9 protein-coding genes are annotated in these 18,161 nt (G+C 40.1%); 8 read left to right on the forward strand and 1 reads right to left on the reverse strand.

Annotated elements, in window-relative coordinates:
- Positions 1 to 9: 9 nt before the first annotated feature.
- Positions 10 to 1,284, forward strand: a complete 1,275-nt coding sequence (locus KO529_RS12245; protein WP_215948167.1) for a phospholipase D-like domain-containing protein — start codon at positions 10 to 12, stop codon at positions 1,282 to 1,284.
- A 98-nt stretch (positions 1,285 to 1,382) separates the two neighbouring features.
- Here KO529_RS12245 and KO529_RS12250 read toward each other — a convergent pair whose 3' ends face one another.
- The gene (locus KO529_RS12250) at positions 1,383 to 3,410 is read right to left on the reverse strand and encodes an NADPH-dependent 2,4-dienoyl-CoA reductase (RefSeq protein ID WP_215948168.1); all 2,028 of its coding nucleotides are present in this window, start codon (positions 3,408 to 3,410) and stop codon (positions 1,383 to 1,385) included.
- 238 nt (positions 3,411 to 3,648) lie between these two features.
- On the opposite strand from KO529_RS12250, the gene KO529_RS12255 reads away from it, so the two are divergent.
- The 7 genes from KO529_RS12255 (at position 3,649) to KO529_RS12285 (ending at position 18,004) form a co-directional block, all read left to right on the forward strand.
- Entirely contained in the window at positions 3,649 to 4,236 is a 588-nt protein-coding gene (locus tag KO529_RS12255; RefSeq protein ID WP_215948169.1) for a DUF6515 family protein, read from the forward strand.
- Between the two features lie 419 nt (positions 4,237 to 4,655).
- Complete coding sequence (locus KO529_RS12260; RefSeq protein ID WP_215948170.1) at positions 4,656 to 6,860, forward strand: hypothetical protein; 2,205 nt, start codon at positions 4,656 to 4,658, stop codon at positions 6,858 to 6,860.
- Positions 6,861 to 7,218: 358 nt separating this feature from the next.
- Positions 7,219 to 8,490 (forward strand): aryl-sulfate sulfotransferase, encoded by a 1,272-nt coding sequence (locus KO529_RS12265; RefSeq protein ID WP_215948171.1) that lies wholly within the window; start codon positions 7,219 to 7,221, stop codon positions 8,488 to 8,490.
- A 496-nt stretch (positions 8,491 to 8,986) separates the two neighbouring features.
- A complete protein-coding gene (locus KO529_RS12270) occupies positions 8,987 to 14,548 on the forward strand; it encodes a hypothetical protein (RefSeq protein WP_215948172.1) in 5,562 nt (1,853 codons plus the stop codon).
- 464 nt (positions 14,549 to 15,012) lie between these two features.
- The gene (locus tag KO529_RS12275; protein ID WP_215948173.1) at positions 15,013 to 15,690 is read left to right on the forward strand and encodes an NUDIX hydrolase; all 678 of its coding nucleotides are present in this window, start codon (positions 15,013 to 15,015) and stop codon (positions 15,688 to 15,690) included.
- 88 nt (positions 15,691 to 15,778) lie between these two features.
- Positions 15,779 to 17,233, forward strand: coding sequence for a nicotinate phosphoribosyltransferase (locus tag KO529_RS12280; RefSeq protein ID WP_215948174.1), 1,455 nt, complete (start codon positions 15,779 to 15,781; stop codon positions 17,231 to 17,233).
- Positions 17,234 to 17,245: 12 nt separating this feature from the next.
- A complete protein-coding gene (locus KO529_RS12285) occupies positions 17,246 to 18,004 on the forward strand; it encodes a phosphoribosyltransferase family protein (protein WP_215948175.1) in 759 nt (252 codons plus the stop codon).
- The last annotated feature ends 157 nt before the right edge of the window (positions 18,005 to 18,161 follow it).

The following is an 18,161-nucleotide window of genomic DNA, read 5'->3' on the forward strand; positions in this document are numbered from 1 at the left end:
TGAAATTAAATGGAACTAAAGAAAACAACTGTAAAACCATTGGTAGAAACTTGGAGTGCCTTGATGACCAAGGATCCATGGACAATGTCCCAGAAAGAAGTCCTGATAAATCGAATTATAGGAATTTCAAGGGCAGTTACCCAATACGTGGTCAAGGATGATGTTGTTTCCGATGAGAATGAACAGTCTTTTTTGTTATATAATGCAACGCAGGAAGTTCACTATTGGTTGATGCGTATTTCGGATAACTATAGGAAATTGAGACTAAAAAAAAGAATGCATTATGGCAAAGAGTTCAATGTTACAAAATTGGAAATTCGAAGTGCTAGGATAGCACAGTTAGAGGCATTGCCCGGTATCGGTAATGAGCTGGCCTGGGAGATTGGTAAATTTGTAAGTCAAAGGCCAAAATTGACCTCGGTGGATGATCTTATCCAAATAAATGGCATTGGACCTTCCAAAGTAGCGCAGTTAAAGGAATTAACCTATATAGATTCCAGCGGAGTATATTTCTTATCGCCTTTACTTTCAGAGTTTGTTTCCAATCCAGGGATAGATTCGCTACTAAAATTAATGGATGTTTCAGAATTGGATTATTTCTATGGGGATAGAAGTAAATTTCTAAATCAAAACCAAAACGATACTACTGGTTTTGAACGCTTCAATGTCTTGTTGGAGATGGTTCAGGAACAGTCAACAAGACGATATTCAAAAGTCCAAGGAGTAAAGGCCAGTGCTATAACCGAATGGGCAAACCGTAGGAATGTCTGTGCACAGACCAAAGCCCAATTTAAACCAGGTCAGGGTTCGGTTTTATTACGGGAAGCTTACCTGCCTTTTGTAAAAAGTCAGATTGAAGCTTCCAATACGTCGATTTATCTTATGATGTTCCTAGGTACTCTATCTACGGGGAATCCTCAACAATTAGGACCTCTAGAGTTGATAAAGGCCATGGAACTTGCTGCCGCCAATGGGATTGATGTACGGGTAATCCTAGATCAAGACGATGTTGGACAGCCTTATAAGAGCTTGCTCATTAATAGTCCGCTAGTACAGCGGCTATTAACAACATCGGTAAAAGTAAAATTCGATAAGAAGGACACCTTATTGCATTCCAAAGTTTTGATAATTGATAAAAGTAAAGTTGTAATCGGAAGTCATAATTGGACCTTTAACAGTTTTTACAATACCAATGAAATTAGTGTCTACTTCGAGCAAAACGAAACTGCAGTGGGCTATAGTAAACGTTTTCTTGAGTTGTGGAATTCGCTTCCATCTTTGTAGATGGAATTTACAAGTATTGGGAATCTGTTGTATGGTCTCGGGTGCAGCCCTCCATTATAATACCGTTACCATGAATTTCCAAAACTAATAAAGTACTTTTAAATCTTTGCTGCCAGCCTACTGGCCTGATCTATGGCGCGTTTGGCATCCAATTCGGCAGCCACATCTGCCCCACCAACTACATGTACTTTTATGCCTTTTGCTTCCAAAGGTTCCAATAATTCCTTAAATGGCAATTGACCTGCACAAATGATAACGTTATCTACTGCCAACACTTTTTGCGCTCCATTTTGAATATAATGCAAGCCTTCATCATCAATTTTGGTGTACTGCACCTGGTTGATGAACTGTACGTTTTTATTTTTCAAGCTGGTTCTATGTATCCAACCAGTGGTTTTGCCAAGGCCACCACCAAATTTTCCCTTGCTGCGCTTCAACATAAAAATTTCCCTTGGCGAGGGGTGGACTTCGGCCTGTACACCTTCAATTCCGCTGCGGGCCTTCATGGTCTTGTCTATGCCCCATTCCTTTAACCAAGCGTCAATATTCAAAGCGGTGCTCTCACCTTCATGTGCCAAATATTCGGACACATCAAAACCAATTCCTCCTGCACCTATAACCGCAACCCGGCTACCAACTGGCTTTTTTAATTTTAAAACATCAATATAACTCAATACTTTGGGATGATCTATCCCTTCAATTTTTGGAGTTCTTGGTACAATTCCAGTAGCTAATATAACCTCATCAAAATATTCATTTTTTAAATCTTCGGCGTTTACCCGGGTATTTAATTTAACGGTTACATTATGTAATGCCAATTGGGTATTAAAATATCGAATGGTTTCATAGAATTCTTCCTTCCCTGGAATTTGTTTTGCCATGTTGAATTGTCCACCAGTTTCCTTGTCGGCATCAAATAGGGTCACCTCATGTCCCCTTTGTGCTGTAATGGTTGCTGCGGCCAAACCGGCAGGGCCGGCACCTATAACGGCAATTTTTTTCTTTTTTTCAGCTGGTAGATAATTTAGTTCGGTTTCATGGCATGCTCTCGGATTTACCAAACAACTGGCTACTTTCTGGGCAAAAACATGGTCCAAACAGGCTTGATTACAACCAATACAGGTGTTTATTTCGTCTGATTTATTTGCTTGTGCTTTGTTTACCCATTCGGGATCCGCTAAAAATGGCCGAGCCATCGAAATCATATCCGCATGACCTTCCGCCAATACTTTTTCGGCGGTTTCCGGCATATTTATTCTATTGGAAGTAATCAACGGAATGGAAAGTTCTTCCTTCATTTTTTTGGTCACCCAAGTAAAGGCAGCTCTCGGTACCGATGTTGCAATGGTGGGTATTCGTGCTTCATGCCAGCCAATTCCTGTGTTTATAATAGTGGCACCGGCTTTTTCAATCTCTTTTCCCAAGGCTACTATTTCTTCCCAGTTGCTACCTTTTTCCACCAAATCCAACATGGATAAACGATAGATTATGATAAATTCCTTTCCCACAGCTTCACGTGTCTGTTTTACTATCTCTATGGGTAAGCGAATTCTATTTTTATAGGTTCCCCCATAATCGTCCGTACGCTTGTTTGTTTTTTCTGCAATAAATTGGTTGATCAAATAACCTTCAGACCCCATAATTTCCACACCATCATAGCCCGCCAATTTTGCTAGTTTGGCCGAATTCACAAAATCGCGGATCGTACGTTTTATGCCAGATGGTTTTAGTTTAAATGGCTTAAAGGGAGTAATGGGCGACTTTATGGCCGAAGGGGCCACCGCTAAAGGATGATAGCCGTAACGTCCGGAGTGTAAAATTTGCATACATATTTTACCGCCTTCCCTATGTACTGCCTCTGTAATTATTTTGTGGTGCGTTGCGTGCTTTTTGTTGCTCATACGTGCAGAAAAGGGAGCCGTCCAACCTTGTACGTTCGGGGCAATTCCACCTGAAACAATCAAGCCAACACCACCTTTTGCCCGCTCGGCATAATAGGCTGCTATTTTTTCAAGGCCATTTTTTTGCTCTTCCAGTCCTGTATGCATGGAACCCATTAGAATACGGTTTTTTAAGGTTGTAAATCCTAAATCCAAGGGTTCAAAAATATGTGTGTATTTGGTCATTTTTATCGTTATTTTTACTATGCACGCATAATAACTAACAAGGTACGGTTTTTTTGGATTGAACTCAAATTTAACGGTAGGGCAGAGGTAGGGGGCCATTCTTGCCCTTATCGAGAGAAAACAACATTTTGTCCAAAATCCCATAAAATATAATTATTGGGATTAAACCAAAATTGAAAACTTAGGTCAAAGGAGTATAAGTATACTTTAAAGTTTAACATTTTAAAATTTATGACCTATGAAAACAAATAGCAAAACATATTTCGTCCTGTCCATATTACTTATAGGGTTTATGTACATGGGTACTGCCCAATCGCGGACACGTACAACTACCACAACCAAAACAACTAGAACGGTAACCAAAAAGACACCAAATAGGGTGTCCAGTAAAAGAGTGGTTTATAGGACCCCTACAAAGAAGGTTGTTTCTGTTAGAACAGTACCCAACAGAAAAGTAGTGAAGTACCAAGGGCAAAATTACTACTATTCCAACAACAGATTTTATACCTATTCCAGAGGCCGCTATATTGTAATTGCTCCCAAAATAGGTTTTAGAATAAATACCTTACCTGCCAATTATCGAAGAGTTCGTTTTAATAACCATATCTACTTTACGGTAAGCGGTACTTTCTATACCCAGATCGGAAATGAATATGAAGTTGTAGAACCGGAAATAGGGACAATTGTATATGAACTCCCGGACGATTATGAAAAAGTAACCATAGACGGGCAGAGCTATTACGAGTACGGCAATATTCTATATGAGAAAGTACAGGTAAATGGCACCAGAGCCTATGAAGTTGTTGGTATTATAGATTTGGACTAGGTATTAAGTAACGGTCCCTTTATATTTAAAAAGCGTTTACCCTCCAAGGGTAAGCGCTTTTTTTGGTTTGTAAAAGGGGAGAAGACATACTTACTAATCCAATTAAATGCATAGAATATTAGCCTGCTTTTCGATAGGTCTTTGATCCTGAAGACAAAATTCCCAGGTCTTAAAAAGTATAATTCCTAAAGACGGATTGACCGAATAAACATATGTAATCAACCGTATACCTATACATTTTGATGTAGCAACTTTGTTGGCCTTTTTGGGATGTAACGGAAATGCCTATAAAATTTTATTTTAATTCTTTAAATGTTAAAAACCGAATAGGTTAAAATACCATAGGTATTCATCAAGAATAGTGGTACGACTTAGTTCACATACGTTTATTTTTATCGATTCTACAATATATATAAAATATGAAAAAATTATTCTTAGGTTTTTGTTTACTAGTAGGATTCGCCACCAAGGCACAAACGGTCACAGATCAGTCGTTTCTTCAGGATAGTGCTGAAAAGTTCACTTTGGAAGAGGGGGAAGGGAATATAGACTTGCTTCTAATTGCCAGTGACCGCAATAAGGCCATTAAAGTTCATAGCAGCCAAGGCCTGATGCTCCCACATGAAAAACAAATCCGGCAAGATTTACAATATAGACCATTGCTAGATATGAACATTGTAGCAATGAGCGAGTACCAAGGTCAATTTGTTTATTTAACGGACAAGGCAGTTTTAAGCAATGCTTGGGCCGGAAAGTTATACATCAACCATAACATAAAGGCTCCTAAGGCTATGGGCATGGGCCCTGATTTTTTGACCCTTATAGCGGGGGAAAACGATTTTGTTATTTTTAAGGACAACCAAGAAATTTGGAGGTCTTCCATCGATAACCTAAAGCCGATATCCGCGCACTACGACTCTAATTCCGATCAATTTTTTCTTTTAACGGCAGAAGGACTGTACCAAGTGGATAGTAGTTCAAAAACAGCAAAAAAAGTGTTTGACGCCACTAATTTAACGGCCTTCACTTTCCATGAAGACAGCATTGTTTTGGGGACTACCAATGGGGTACAAATTTTGGATCGCAAAACATTTGCCCCAAATAAACTGGACCAAAAACTGCCTTGGACAGAAATTACAACTGTAAAAAATATTCGCGGAAGTCTATGGTTCGGTTCAACCAAAGGGGCTTTTAAACTACGTGAAGATGGTAAATACGATTATTACGCTTCAAAGCGATGGTTGGTAGACGATGAGGTAGTAGACTTGTCAGAAGGTCCTGACGGAAGTGTGTTGGTCCTCACTCAAAAAGGGATGAGTAAAATTAACTTCGTACCCATGACACTGGCGCAAAAAGCGGAGTATTTTCAAGAAATTCAGCGGTTACGGCATATACGTTACGGTTTTACTTCCGATTTGGCCATGAGAACACCTGGAGACCTTTCTACTGGCTACTTTCACGATACCGATAATGATGGACTTTGGACCTCTATGTACTTGGCAGGGGAGTTGTTTAGATATGCAGTAACCAAGTCAGAAGATGCCAAGCAAAACGCCTACGAAGCCTTTGAGGCCATGGAGCGGTTAACGGCACTTCCCAATCTAAAAGGCTTTCCGGCAAGGTCTTTTGAAAGGGACGGCTATGAAGTTGGGCTACACGCCAATGGATTTTCCGAAGAGTGGAGAAAGCAATGGGAGAAAGAAAATGGAAGGATCTGGCAATTGTCAGACGATGAACTTTGGAGGTGGAAGTCCACCACAAGTAGCGATGAATCTTGCGGACATTTTTTCGTGTACGCACTTTTTGCTGAACTGGCACCGGATAAGGAATGGCGGGATAGGGCCATACATCAAATAAAAATTGAGATGGACCATATTATGGATAACGATTGGTACTTAATGGATTGGAACGGAAAGCCGACCGCTTGGGGAAAATGGAATCCAAAATATGTAAATAGCTTCCCCACCAATGTAGGTGATCGCAGGCTGAATTCCACACTTATTCTATCTTTCCTGCAAACGGCCTATCATTTTACACAAGACAAAAAATATAAAAAAGGGGCCGAGAAGTTGATAAAAAAATATGGTTATGATGTGAATGCCAACAGACCGGCTACGGTCATCGGTTTTGTCGAAGGAGAGGATTTAAGTGATAAATGGAACCATTCCGATGATGAGATGTATTTCTTGACCATTCCCGGATTTGTTAATTATTCCTTTTCCGAAGAACAAAAAGAAGCCCATTTTAATACGGTAAAAAGCCATTGGGAAGTAGAGCGCTCCGAAAAAAATCCCCTATGGAATTATCTTTTTGCACTTTCTGGTGGAAAAAATATAGATAGTGAAGAATCTGCCTGGTGGTTACGCGAGTTTCCAATGGACTTGATCGATTGGAAAATAGACAATGACCACAGAAAGGACCTGACGAAAATAGCCCCTAATTTCCGAAGCCAGACCTATACCGAGGTGTTGCCCGGTGACGAGAGGACCCTCCATTTGCACAATGGAGCGTATAGGAACAATGGCGGAAGTGATGGTAAACGGGAATATGCCCCCTATATCTATTTGTTGCCCTATTGGGCCGGTAGATATGTGGATGCCATTAGTGCCCCGCAGGCGGAATAAGGTTATATTGCGATATAAAAAAGGGAAGTCCGTTGGGCTTCCCTTTTTTTGTATAAGATGATGGTTATAAAGACCTACGGGTGTTTAATTGGTTCCAAATACTCTTTGGTCAACGCAATCGAGGGTCTTTGCGAGCTTGGTTATACCTTTTAAAACAAATACCTCTGATCTATTCCACCATAAAGGTGGTAATATTTCGCTGATAAAAACAATCCACTTAATGAAGATTCGGTAGCATTCACAGAAAATCCCAATTCTCATTTAAACTTTAAGTATAGTGTGGTATCTAATGTTCAACAACAACTAAGAACTAGTTGTGCTTTCAAAAACAATGATAATACCTAAAAATCAGTAAGAAATGAGAACATCAAGATTTAAAATGGGGTTTGTCCCACTTTGTATTGTAGCATTTACCCTAACCGCTTGCAGCAGTGATGATACGGAAGCTATAAATCTGACAGAGGAAACTAGTGGTACCGAGACCACAGAAGACGACAGCAGTGGTATTGATTTGGATTCATACATTTTGGCTGTGGCTCCGGATGAAGGTGTATTTTTAATAGACCACGATGGGGATACCCTGTTCGAATGGGATATGGATGGAGATAATTTGGGCAACGATGCAAAATTATATAGCGACGGTAGTTTGGTGACTACCATAAAGGTCAATAATCCCTCTATTAATTTTGGTGGCTATGGCGGTCAATTTAGAAAGATCAATGCAGACCAGACTACAGAGTGGGAGGTAAGCTATTCCGGTGCCAGCTATATTGCGCACCATGACGTTAACTACCTATCTAATGGAAACATAATTTTTCCGGTCTGGGAAGAAATAAGTTCAAATGAAGCTATTGAAATGGGATTTTCCGGCAATTTTGATATCTATCCCGATGCTATAATAGAAATGAATCCCCTTACCCAAGAGGTTGTATGGGAATGGCATACCACGGATCATATCGTACAGGATTACGATAGCAGCAAAGCAAACTATGGCGTAGTGGCCGATAATCCCAATAAAATAGATATCAATTACAACAACGACCAGACCGATGGGGATATCACCCATGTAAATGGTATTACCTTGGATGAAACTAATGATCTAATTTATATTACGGTAAATTTCTATAGTGAAGTATGGGTTATAGATCACAGCACCACTATCCAGGAAGCGGCGACAAGCTCGGGTGGCAATTACGGCCTGGGCGGCGATTTGGTCTATCGCTTTGGAAACCCATTGGCCTATGATAACGTGGGGGAAGTAACATTGAACAGGGTACATTACCCCAATCTTTTTGATGGAAATAAGATGTTGGTATTTGCCAATAATAAGTACGATGGGCAATCTGCGGTAGTCGAGTATGAATTAAATCCACCTTACCAATTGGTTGCGGGTCAAAATAATGAGCCAACGGTAAGCTGGGAATTTACAGATTCCGCTTTGTACAGCAATGGTTTAGGCAGTGGTGTCCGTATGAGCAACGGTAATACCCTGATTTCTGAAGGAACAGGAACTCTCTGGGAGGTGAGTGATAGCGGTGAGGTGCTTTGGCAAAACAACGATTATAACAGGCCGTGGAGAGCTTATGCTTTCTCTGTGGATGACCCGGCAATAAAGGCATTGGGCCTTTAAATATGAACAAATAGTTTTTGATTTGGTTGATGTTTGTAAATGCTCTGGCTGCAAGGTTGGAGCTTTTATTTTTTAAAGTTAACAAAAAATATCTCCCAAGGAGAAGTTTAATTCCCATTAAAAAATAAATTAAAAGGCTATTTATAAATGGCATTGGAACCTGCTGAACCTGTTTTTTGTAAAGTAATTGGTTAAGGGTAGGGGTGCAGAGTGGCATTAGCAGCTAAAAGCTAATGACAGCCAATGTCTAAACCTTATTGTTGCTTGCATTATTTTTTAGCAAAATTTATAAATGATTCAACTCTTCATTTTTGTAAATAATACAAAATTCCCTACCATTTGTACAAATTATCTTACAAGAATGTAATTTGTTAGGTATATTAAGAGCGATTTATAATAAGGGTAATTGAGATGTAATGCACCTTATTTCATCAAAAACCCTTTGGCAGCTCCCTCCAAGTCAAGATATCATAAAATAAAGTTAATCTACTACAACATGGAAAGAGTAAGTGCCAATGGAAAACTTGTGCCATTAGATGGCTCCGCCGTAACCGATCAGTACACAGGCCACTTCTTAAAAGTGAGCTATACCCAACAGATTTCCGGTCATGCTATTTTTAGCAAGGACCGTGCAGATGTAGAACCCGATGGACGTTTCAGATTATATGTGCCAAAGAAAGAATTGCTGGCAAACGATCTGATAACCATAGAGGTGTACGCCCCAGATGGGGAACTTTTAGGAAGGCAGGGGTATACCCATGGTGCCCTAAAAACTGCAGAAATACCCATTGGTGCAGATGACGATAGTCAGACATTGGATATCAAGGTAAACCCCAAAGAAATCACTTTTAATCAGTCATCCCCTGCGGAACAGGCTTCGAAAAAATTGAGTGGTCGTGTCATTGATATTTCAGGAGATTCTAAAACTTCTGGGCTACAAGTATTGGTTATGGTCAGCAATGAAGCTGCCGCCACGTTCGATGTGGCCAAGTTTGAGGCCATCTTTACGGCAACTACGGATACCAAAGGCTATTTTTATGGACAAGTAATTAACAAAAGTGTTCAACAGGCATTTGGTGTAATCGCTGGTAACGAGGGTCATCCTATTAGTATTCCATTAGATAACAATAAGTTACCCAAGAATATTATACTAGTTGCAGATCTGTCCAGTTTATCGGATGAAGATGGCTGCGGTTGTGGCGAGAAAGTTCCAGTGCTTCCCGATGGAGATGATTTGGTAAACTCGAATGCGTTCTCACAGGATATTGGAGGCAAATGTGTAGACTTTACCATTCCAAATAGAACCCTTGAAGAGTTCAGCTTCTATCATACAGTGCGTACCACCGAACCTGAAATTCGAGGACTTACCATAAATTCGAAACAATCGAGAAACATCAAAAATGAGTTACTAGACATCTCCGACCATGCCTTTAAGCTTATTGGTCGACTCAATAACTCTTTTATCTCACTCTCAATGGTACCATATACCATTGAAGAGGATACTGCGGTGGAAAAACGCCAGGGGTCCGACATCAGTTTTGAGGACGGTAACACCAAGGAAACCGTCACAGCATTTCCCAATTATCTATTAAAAATTGACACTGGGATTAAATCAAAATTTTCAATAAAGACCAATGATCTAATTGCCGCTACTAATAAGTTAAGACCATTTGATATTGTTAAACTGGCTTCTGAACAGCTAAAGAAAAAGAAAAAATTATCTGACTTACATCAAAAATTGGCTGCGGCATACTGTGGTAAAACAGGGGTACAAGCAGCTAAAAGCTATTGTGAGGAACTAGCCGCAAAAGGCAGTCTTGATAGGGAGGAACTTAGAACTACACTCGGACATGTAGAGCAAATAAAATCGCAATTGAATTTGGCGGCCAATGTGAACAAGCTGTATATCAGTGCTATTCTTGAGCTCGACAAACTTATTGAGGGTAATTCCGTGGATAAAAAATTACTGACCTCAGCCATGAAAAAGGTCGAAGCCCTTATTCAGGGCATTGATAGTGCTGATTTGAACGGGCAACTTAAGGAAAATATGTTGGGCTATTTGCGTCGGATAATCGTTGAACTTGCTAGGGCCGAAGACGGATCAAATCTTGGATTTGAACCTTGTACACCTGCCAGCAAACCCGATACTATGGGTATTTTATGCCTTATTCAAAAGTTCAATGACCTTAAGGAGACCTTAAAAAACAAGTCCATTTTTACCTTGGCAGAGATATTGGAAATACGTGCGTACTATACCATATTTTTGCACAGTATTTCTACCTTCCTTGATTTATTGGATGAGTTTCATACTTTTTATACCTCTAATTTAAGTTTTGCCACCGAACTTGACGATGACTATTTCTTTGAAAATTATGATGAAATAAAAAGCACCCTTACCACTTTACGACGACAAATCTATAGTGCCATTAGGAGGGTTGAAGAGCTTGAAAGGGCCTATATACAGAATCATCCCGGTAGGGTAGATTTGACCGTGGAGAATAGTATAGATTGGGATGAGACCCCAACCATATATGAAAATACAACCATTGCCCATGGCCATATCCTACATTTTAAACAAAAATGGAAAGCAGCGGGTTACTCCCTAGGAGATTTATTGTACAGTCTTCCTTTGGCCCCCTGTCAAGAAAAGCAGATAGCGATTGTTGATTGGGATAGAACGGAAGTGGGATCTAGAACTGAGGCACAAATTGTCTCAGAAGAGCTAGAGGCGCAAATATCAAGGGATAGGGATATTACAGAGATAATGAGCTCATCGTTTGGAGAATCCATTACCGCATCTTCAACAAATAAAACTAAATCAACAAGTGCAGGGATTGGCGGCGGAGTGGGCGGTTTTGTCAGCGGTGTGGTCTTCGGGGTTGCCGGTGGCATTTCACACTCAGGAGCCTCCTCAAAATCGACCGCAAACCAAAATTCGTCACGAAACCTTTCGGCCAATACCCTAAATAGCCTTCAGGACAACACTTCCCAGTCAGCATCAAGTCTTAGAAGCCAGCGTAGCACTGTGATACAGACGGTGGGCCAAAATGAATCCGTAAATGTTCAGACAGAGGTAATCAAAAATAATAATCACTGCCATGCCGTCACTGTTGAGTATTTTGAAGTATTAAAGCACTATGCGATAGAGCAGGAATTGGTAGATGTGCAAGAATGTCTTTTTGTACCTATGCCCTTAGGTCATTTCGATTTCAAAAAAGTCCTTCGGTGGAAAAATACCCTGAGTAGGGCAGTATATGGCAGAAAATTGCGACTCGGGTTTGAAGCTATTGAACGTATAGAATCAAATTATGCCGACTCGGATTTGCCCATTGGAAGCTATGCAGATGAAATGATTCAAGAATTTACAGGGCATTTCACCATCTCGTTTGAATTGGAGCGACCTTTTATTAAAGAAATCGACGAGGCCACCAAGACAGAGGAATACGATTTAAATATTCCCTTCCCATGGTTTTTTGGTAGAATGAAATTTCATCTGGAAAGGGAAGTGCCTTTGACCGAGGTAGAAAAGGATGCCATTTTTGAACAACAATACGCCCCAGATATCGTAAGGGGTTTTATAGATACTATGCTTTTTTATGCCATAGCGGACAATGGAACGGAGCTGGAGCTCCAACTTGATGTTACCCTGCTATCGAACTATAGAAAAGGGGTACCCTTACGCGTTAGCATTAATACAGCCAGTGTGCCGAGCATCACTAGAAGGCAAATTAAGTATTTGCGCTTCAGGGCCAATACCTTGGTGAAACCCACCTCTAAGATTATTTTGCGCTCTGCCTATTTACAATATCGCACCAATCATTTGAGCGAATATATTGTTCAGAACAATAGAATAAGTAACGACATCATCAACACTTTGACCATAAATTTGGGCGGACTTGGGGTGGTTACAGACGCCGCGCTTATATTCACCCCCATGAACAGTAGGGAAGAACGGAATCCAAGAAAGGAAGATAGGGATGCAGCCAGAGCCCTAGTTTCATTTTTAAACGAGTATCTGGAAATGTCACATAAAATCATTTGGTCAAGCATAGATTCAAGTCGGCTTTTCGGACTCCTTGATGGCTATATCGCACCACACAGTGGGGGTAGGAGTGTGGCCAGTGTTGTTGAAAACAGGGTAATGGGTATCGTAGGCAATAATTTGGTCCTAAAGGTAATTCCTGGTGAACGATTGGATCCGGTGTTCAAAAACGTTGAGAATTTAATGGAATATTACCAGCCGACCACCAAACCCGATCCATATCGCATTAGTGTACCCACCAAGGGTGTGTATGCAGAATCTGTGATGGGTCAGTGCAACAGCTGTGAAGAGATTGATGAAACTAGGCACTGGCGCTTTTCCGATGAGCCATGTGGTTCTTCGCCAACGGCCATTGAACCGGTGTCCACGGCCAGTAGACGTAGTGATCCGGGCGACTTGCAGGCCAAGGACTTTCCAGGTAGCATTATCAATATGCAGAATGCCCCTACAGCTCCAGATCCTACTGGTTTGGCTGCGGCTTATGGACTACTTGGCAAGGGCGATGCCTTTAAAGACTTTACAGGTCTGGCAGGTACCCAAGCCAATGCATTGGGCGCGTTGCAAACAACCTCTAAAAGTGTGACGGATTTGGCTAGTATTTCGAAAGATTTTGCAAGTTTGGCAGTAATGGCCAATCAAAAGGAGGATGGGGCCAAACAGATTGAGCAAATCAAGAAGCTGAACAAAGAAGGCTTTTTAAACGATACCGAAGCGAGTAATCAAATCAAGAAAGTTTTGGATTCCTATACGGATGCTGCAGATAGTGTTGTCGGTAAAAAAGATTCGAGTAATTCACAGCCGTTGACCAGTTCACCAGAAATCAAAAAGGCCATATCCGATGCCAGTCAGTCTGAAAATGGAAAAATTAACGTATCCCGAAGTACACCTTTGGGTAACGAATCGGTTTCAGTTTCCAAGGGTGATAATGAAGGAACCCCCAGAATTATTGAAAATCCAGATCTAAATGCCGCCTCCAGGAGTTTTAATCCTGCAACCGCAGCTGCTCCAGGCTCGGGCAGTAAAACCGGGGAGACCAAATTTTCGGTACGTGTGAGTAATATGCCTGCTGGTGGATCTATACGTTGGAGTGTGCCACCGAGCAATTCGAGTGATTTTAATATAAAAAATGGTCCTGCAGCAACGACGGGGGATAATGTAACTATTCAAGGCATAAAACCTGGATTGAGCAATATTGATGTCGAAGTAAGGGATGTAAACGATACGGTTGTTCAAAGTATGAAATTACCACTGAGCATACCTCAATTTGTAACTATCAATGAAGACGCTGCCGCTTTTGACCAGGTCTTGGCCGATTTGTCGCTGACCGCTTTAAAAAACGATCTCATTAGTAAAGCCAAAGAGGTATGTGACGCTCTATTGGTCGATGCAAACGTAAGAACCATTTGGCAATTAGGAAGTTTTGCTGAAGTTACTCCGGCACATTTACCTGCGAATATGATTACGTTAGCGACGATTAAAAATAGAATAGCAGCTGGCAATAGAACTTTTGGACAAACCAATCCGGCACCGGGGGAAGTTGGGAATATAGTACCGAACAGAACGATTGACGTTTTTCCAGGGGCTTATGACGAACCTATGGGCGGTGGCGGATTTAGTGATACGGAACTTGATACGGAGACCCAAGCACTTATGATCCAGCTGAAAACACAAGGAGTGGGAGGAGACCCAGCATTGGAATCGTTTGCAGTAGACGTATATGGACGCTTGATAGGAGAGACCTTGGCTCACGAAATAGTACATGCGCTATTATGGGATATTGTAGTTAAAGATGGACATAATGACCCTAAAATTAATAATGATATTATGAATAGTGGAAGCCAACGTACTTTTACCCAGCGTACAGGGTTCGTGGACAACGCGCATCAAAGTCCGGTGGACCCAGTGAATTTCTCGGATAATGGCATAGGGGCGATTAACAGGTTACAAGCCTTGAACCTTACGAGGATAGATGCCAATTTCCCGGTACCGGGAGCCCGGGTAAGCGCGTTCAAGTAATTATTTCACACTCGTAAGGACCAGGGATATTTAAAATAAAATAATTAGCATGGTTATGTAACTTGAGCTTTGGTCACGTCATGAAATAAGAAGGTCTCTCAGACCTTCTTATTTTTGAGTTAGATGTACGCAGGCAAAGTTGTTACTACAATTTCTTGAAAAAATTTATTCGCATAAGTTAATGAAACCAAAGAATGGGGTTAGGAAATAACCAAACTTCATTTGAGTTAATGAATACCTATCTAAACAAATAAACAGCAATGAATAAACATCTTCCCGTATCGCACCGGTCCTATAGATCATTCTGGCAAGAAGGGCAGGTTCGGGGGGCTTATTTAAGACCCTATGGTAGGGAGGGGAGTTACACCTTTGTTTTCTTAATTTCCCTAATTTAATCCACATGGCTTCCTAAGTTTTTTACATTCTTAGTTTTATAATTTTATATTTGTGTGTATATTACACATATGAGTGGACAAAATATAAGATTATCTGTAGATGCCGTTGTTTTTGGTTACGACGCAGGAACAATATCGGTATTGCTTATAAAAAGAAAATACGAACCTTTTAAAGGCAAGTGGGCTATTCCAGGAGGATTTGTATTACAGGACGAGTCTTTGGAAGAAGCTGTTGAAAGGGAGCTAAAAGAAGAGACAGGAATAGAAATAGACTATTTGGAGCAACTTTATACTTTTGGAAATCCCAAGAGGGACCCAAGGAGTAGGGTAGTGTCTATTGCATATTTTGGTTTGGTTCACCCCAGTACCTTTGATATTTTTGCAGCGACAGATGCTGAGGAAGTACAATGGTTCAAAATAGATGACCTTCCCCAACTTTCATTTGACCATGACAAAATACTTCAATTTGCCATAACACGCTTAAGGGCCAAAATAACTTATGAGCCCATTGGTTTTGAATTATTGGATGAAAAATTTCCCTTTTCCGATTTAGAAAATTTATATACTACACTTTTAGGAAGGCCTGTAGATAGACGTAATTTTAGAAAGAAAATACTTAGTCTTGATATTCTTGATGAATTGGATGAAAAAATATCCAAAGGATCTGGAAGACCTGCCAACCTGTTTAAATTCAATCAAAAACGCTATAATCACCTTAAGAAAAAGGGTATTGTTTTCGAAATATAAGCCAATTTGCGTAAAAAAAACGCAAATTAGTTTTGTGTATTGAAAAACTACTCTATATTTGCGTTATAATTACGCAAAAAAATATATTATGAACGGACTACTATTAACAGACGGATATAAAACTGGACATCACCAACAATATCCAAAAGGAACCGAAGAAGTATATTCCAATTGGACACCTAGAAGTAATAAATATGCCTCAAAAGGTTGTGATAAAATTGTTTCTTTTGGTCAACAGTATGTTTTTCAATGGTTGCACGATTATTTTAATGATAATTTTTTCTCCAGACCCAAGGAGCAGGTTTGTAAGGAAATCAAAGAGGAACTATCCATGTATCTGGGTACCGATTATGATGTTACACACTATGAGAAATTGCACGATTTACAGTATTTGCCTATAAAAGTAAAATCATTACCGGAAGGGGTAGAGGTCCCTGTTCGTGTTCCTATGGTTACGGTTGTAAATACAGAAAAAGAATTTTATTGGATCACTAATTTTTTGGAGACTATCCTATCAACCATGTTATGGCAGCCTATGACATCGGCATCCATAGCACTTAGATACAAAAGGATTTTTAAAAGTTGGGCACGGTTGACAGATAAAGAAAATGTATCCTTCATTGATTTTCAAGGACATGATTTTTCTATGAGAGGGATGGGAGGTCTGCAAAGTGCCGTTTCCTCTGGAATGGGCCATGCAACAGTTTTTTTAGGTTCGGATACGCTTCCGGTAATTAGTAGTTTACGTAAATATTATAATGCGGAAGGCTTTGTTGTAGGTTCTGTAAATGCAACTGAACACTCGGTAATGTGCGCAGGAACCAAAGATGATGAAATAGGAACTTTTAGGCAATTAATGCAAACCTATCCAACAGGGATACTATCCGTTGTGAGCGATACTTGGGATTTATGGAAAGTGCTTACGGTTTATTTGCCCGAGCTAAAGGAAGAAGTACTGGCAAGAGATGGGAAATTGGTAATCCGACCAGATAGCGGGGACCCGGTAGATATTATCTGTGGGGAATCCAGGGTATTGGGAGGGAATTCTGTCAAGGATAAAGGAGTGGTAGAGTTACTTTGGGATATTTTTGGAGGAACTGTAAATGCACAAGGTTTTAAAGTTTTGGATACGCATATAGGGGCAATTTACGGTGATAGTATAACTACGGAAAGAGCGGAAAATATCTGTCAACGTCTGCACGATAAAGGCTTTGCTACAACAAACGTAGTTTTGGGAATAGGATCGTTTACCTATCAATATAATACAAGGGATACCTTCGGATTTGCAATGAAAGCAACTTCTGTGGTTGTAAATGGAGAGCGTAGGGAAATTTTTAAAGACCCAATAACGGACGACGGAGTTAAAAAATCAGCAAAGGGCTTAATAAAAGTCGATATGCTTAACAATGAATATGTTCTTTTGGACCAAGTATCTCCAGAGCAAGAAAATGAAGGAGCTTTACAGGTAATTTATGAAAACGGCCATTTTGTTAACCCGGTGAGTTTACAGGAAATAAGGGAAAGAATTGACCAAAACCTTTAAATATTTAAAATTATGAACTATCAAATAAAGAAGTTTAATGATGGGCAGCTAACTGCCAAAATCATTGAAAACGGTAATATAGATATTAAAATAAGGGGAAATAGTTATGAAGATCTATTTAGGGCAGCCACTATAAAAGAGGCATGGGACGCAGAAAACTCAACCAATAAAAACGCAGTAGCTACCTTGACCCTATGTTGCTTAATAGGTCAACGTTCGGATAGAAGATTTAATAAAGGGGAGTCTTTCGATTTAAAAGTGATTTCGAATTTTATTAATGCCATGAAATTTGATAAAATATCCATATTACATCCACATAGTCCCATTTCATTGGCTTTGATCAATAATTCCGAAAAGATATCCCATTTGGAATTTGTAGAAAAGGCTTTTAGGGCTATTGGCAATCCTGTATTGGTAAGTCCTGATGCCGGGGCCTATAAGACCACCCACGAGATAGCAGAAAGGTTAGATGCAGATTTGGTTCCCTCCAATAAGGTTAGGGTAAACGGAGCTCCTGTAATAAGTATTCAAGGCGAGGTAAAGGGAAAAGAATGTTTAATTGTAGATGACCTGGCCGATGGAGGGAGGACCTTTAAATTCTTGGCGGCGGAATTAAAATCCCAAGGAGCCAAAAAGGTGTACTTATATGTTACCCACGCACAATTTAATTATGGTTTTGATGAATTAAAACAATCCATAGATCATGTGTATTGTACCAACAGCTTTAAGGATATTGATGACGAATTTGTTACACAGTTTAAGGTGATCTAAATTCTTGGAATGTATGCTGATAAGCTTTTTTTTATGGGCCATAAGCCCGGACGTGTTTGGCACTACAATTTCTGATTCCTGCGCACTATCTTGCCTCAATTATTAAAGACTCTCAATCTTTATTAATTACAGCATCCTCTAAAAATGATGTTCCAAT

This window comes from Arenibacter algicola (assembly GCF_018860365.1).
GTDB classification, from domain to species: Bacteria; Bacteroidota; Bacteroidia; order Flavobacteriales; family Flavobacteriaceae; genus Arenibacter; species Arenibacter algicola_B.

Bases quoted from the DNA above. Each gene is read 5' to 3' on its own strand.
- KO529_RS12245 (WP_215948167.1), top strand. From the start codon at position 10: ATGGAACTAAAGAAAACAACTGTAAAACCATTGGTAGAAACTTGGAGT.
- KO529_RS12250 (WP_215948168.1), bottom strand. From the start codon at position 3,410: ATGACCAAATACACACATATTTTTGAACCCTTGGATTTAGGATTTACA.
- KO529_RS12255 (WP_215948169.1), top strand. From the start codon at position 3,649: ATGAAAACAAATAGCAAAACATATTTCGTCCTGTCCATATTACTTATA.
- KO529_RS12260 (WP_215948170.1), top strand. From the start codon at position 4,656: ATGAAAAAATTATTCTTAGGTTTTTGTTTACTAGTAGGATTCGCCACC.
- KO529_RS12265 (WP_215948171.1), top strand. From the start codon at position 7,219: ATGAGAACATCAAGATTTAAAATGGGGTTTGTCCCACTTTGTATTGTA.
- KO529_RS12270 (WP_215948172.1), top strand. From the start codon at position 8,987: ATGGAAAGAGTAAGTGCCAATGGAAAACTTGTGCCATTAGATGGCTCC.
- KO529_RS12275 (WP_215948173.1), top strand. From the start codon at position 15,013: ATGAGTGGACAAAATATAAGATTATCTGTAGATGCCGTTGTTTTTGGT.
- KO529_RS12280 (WP_215948174.1), top strand. From the start codon at position 15,779: ATGAACGGACTACTATTAACAGACGGATATAAAACTGGACATCACCAA.
- KO529_RS12285 (WP_215948175.1), top strand. From the start codon at position 17,246: ATGAACTATCAAATAAAGAAGTTTAATGATGGGCAGCTAACTGCCAAA.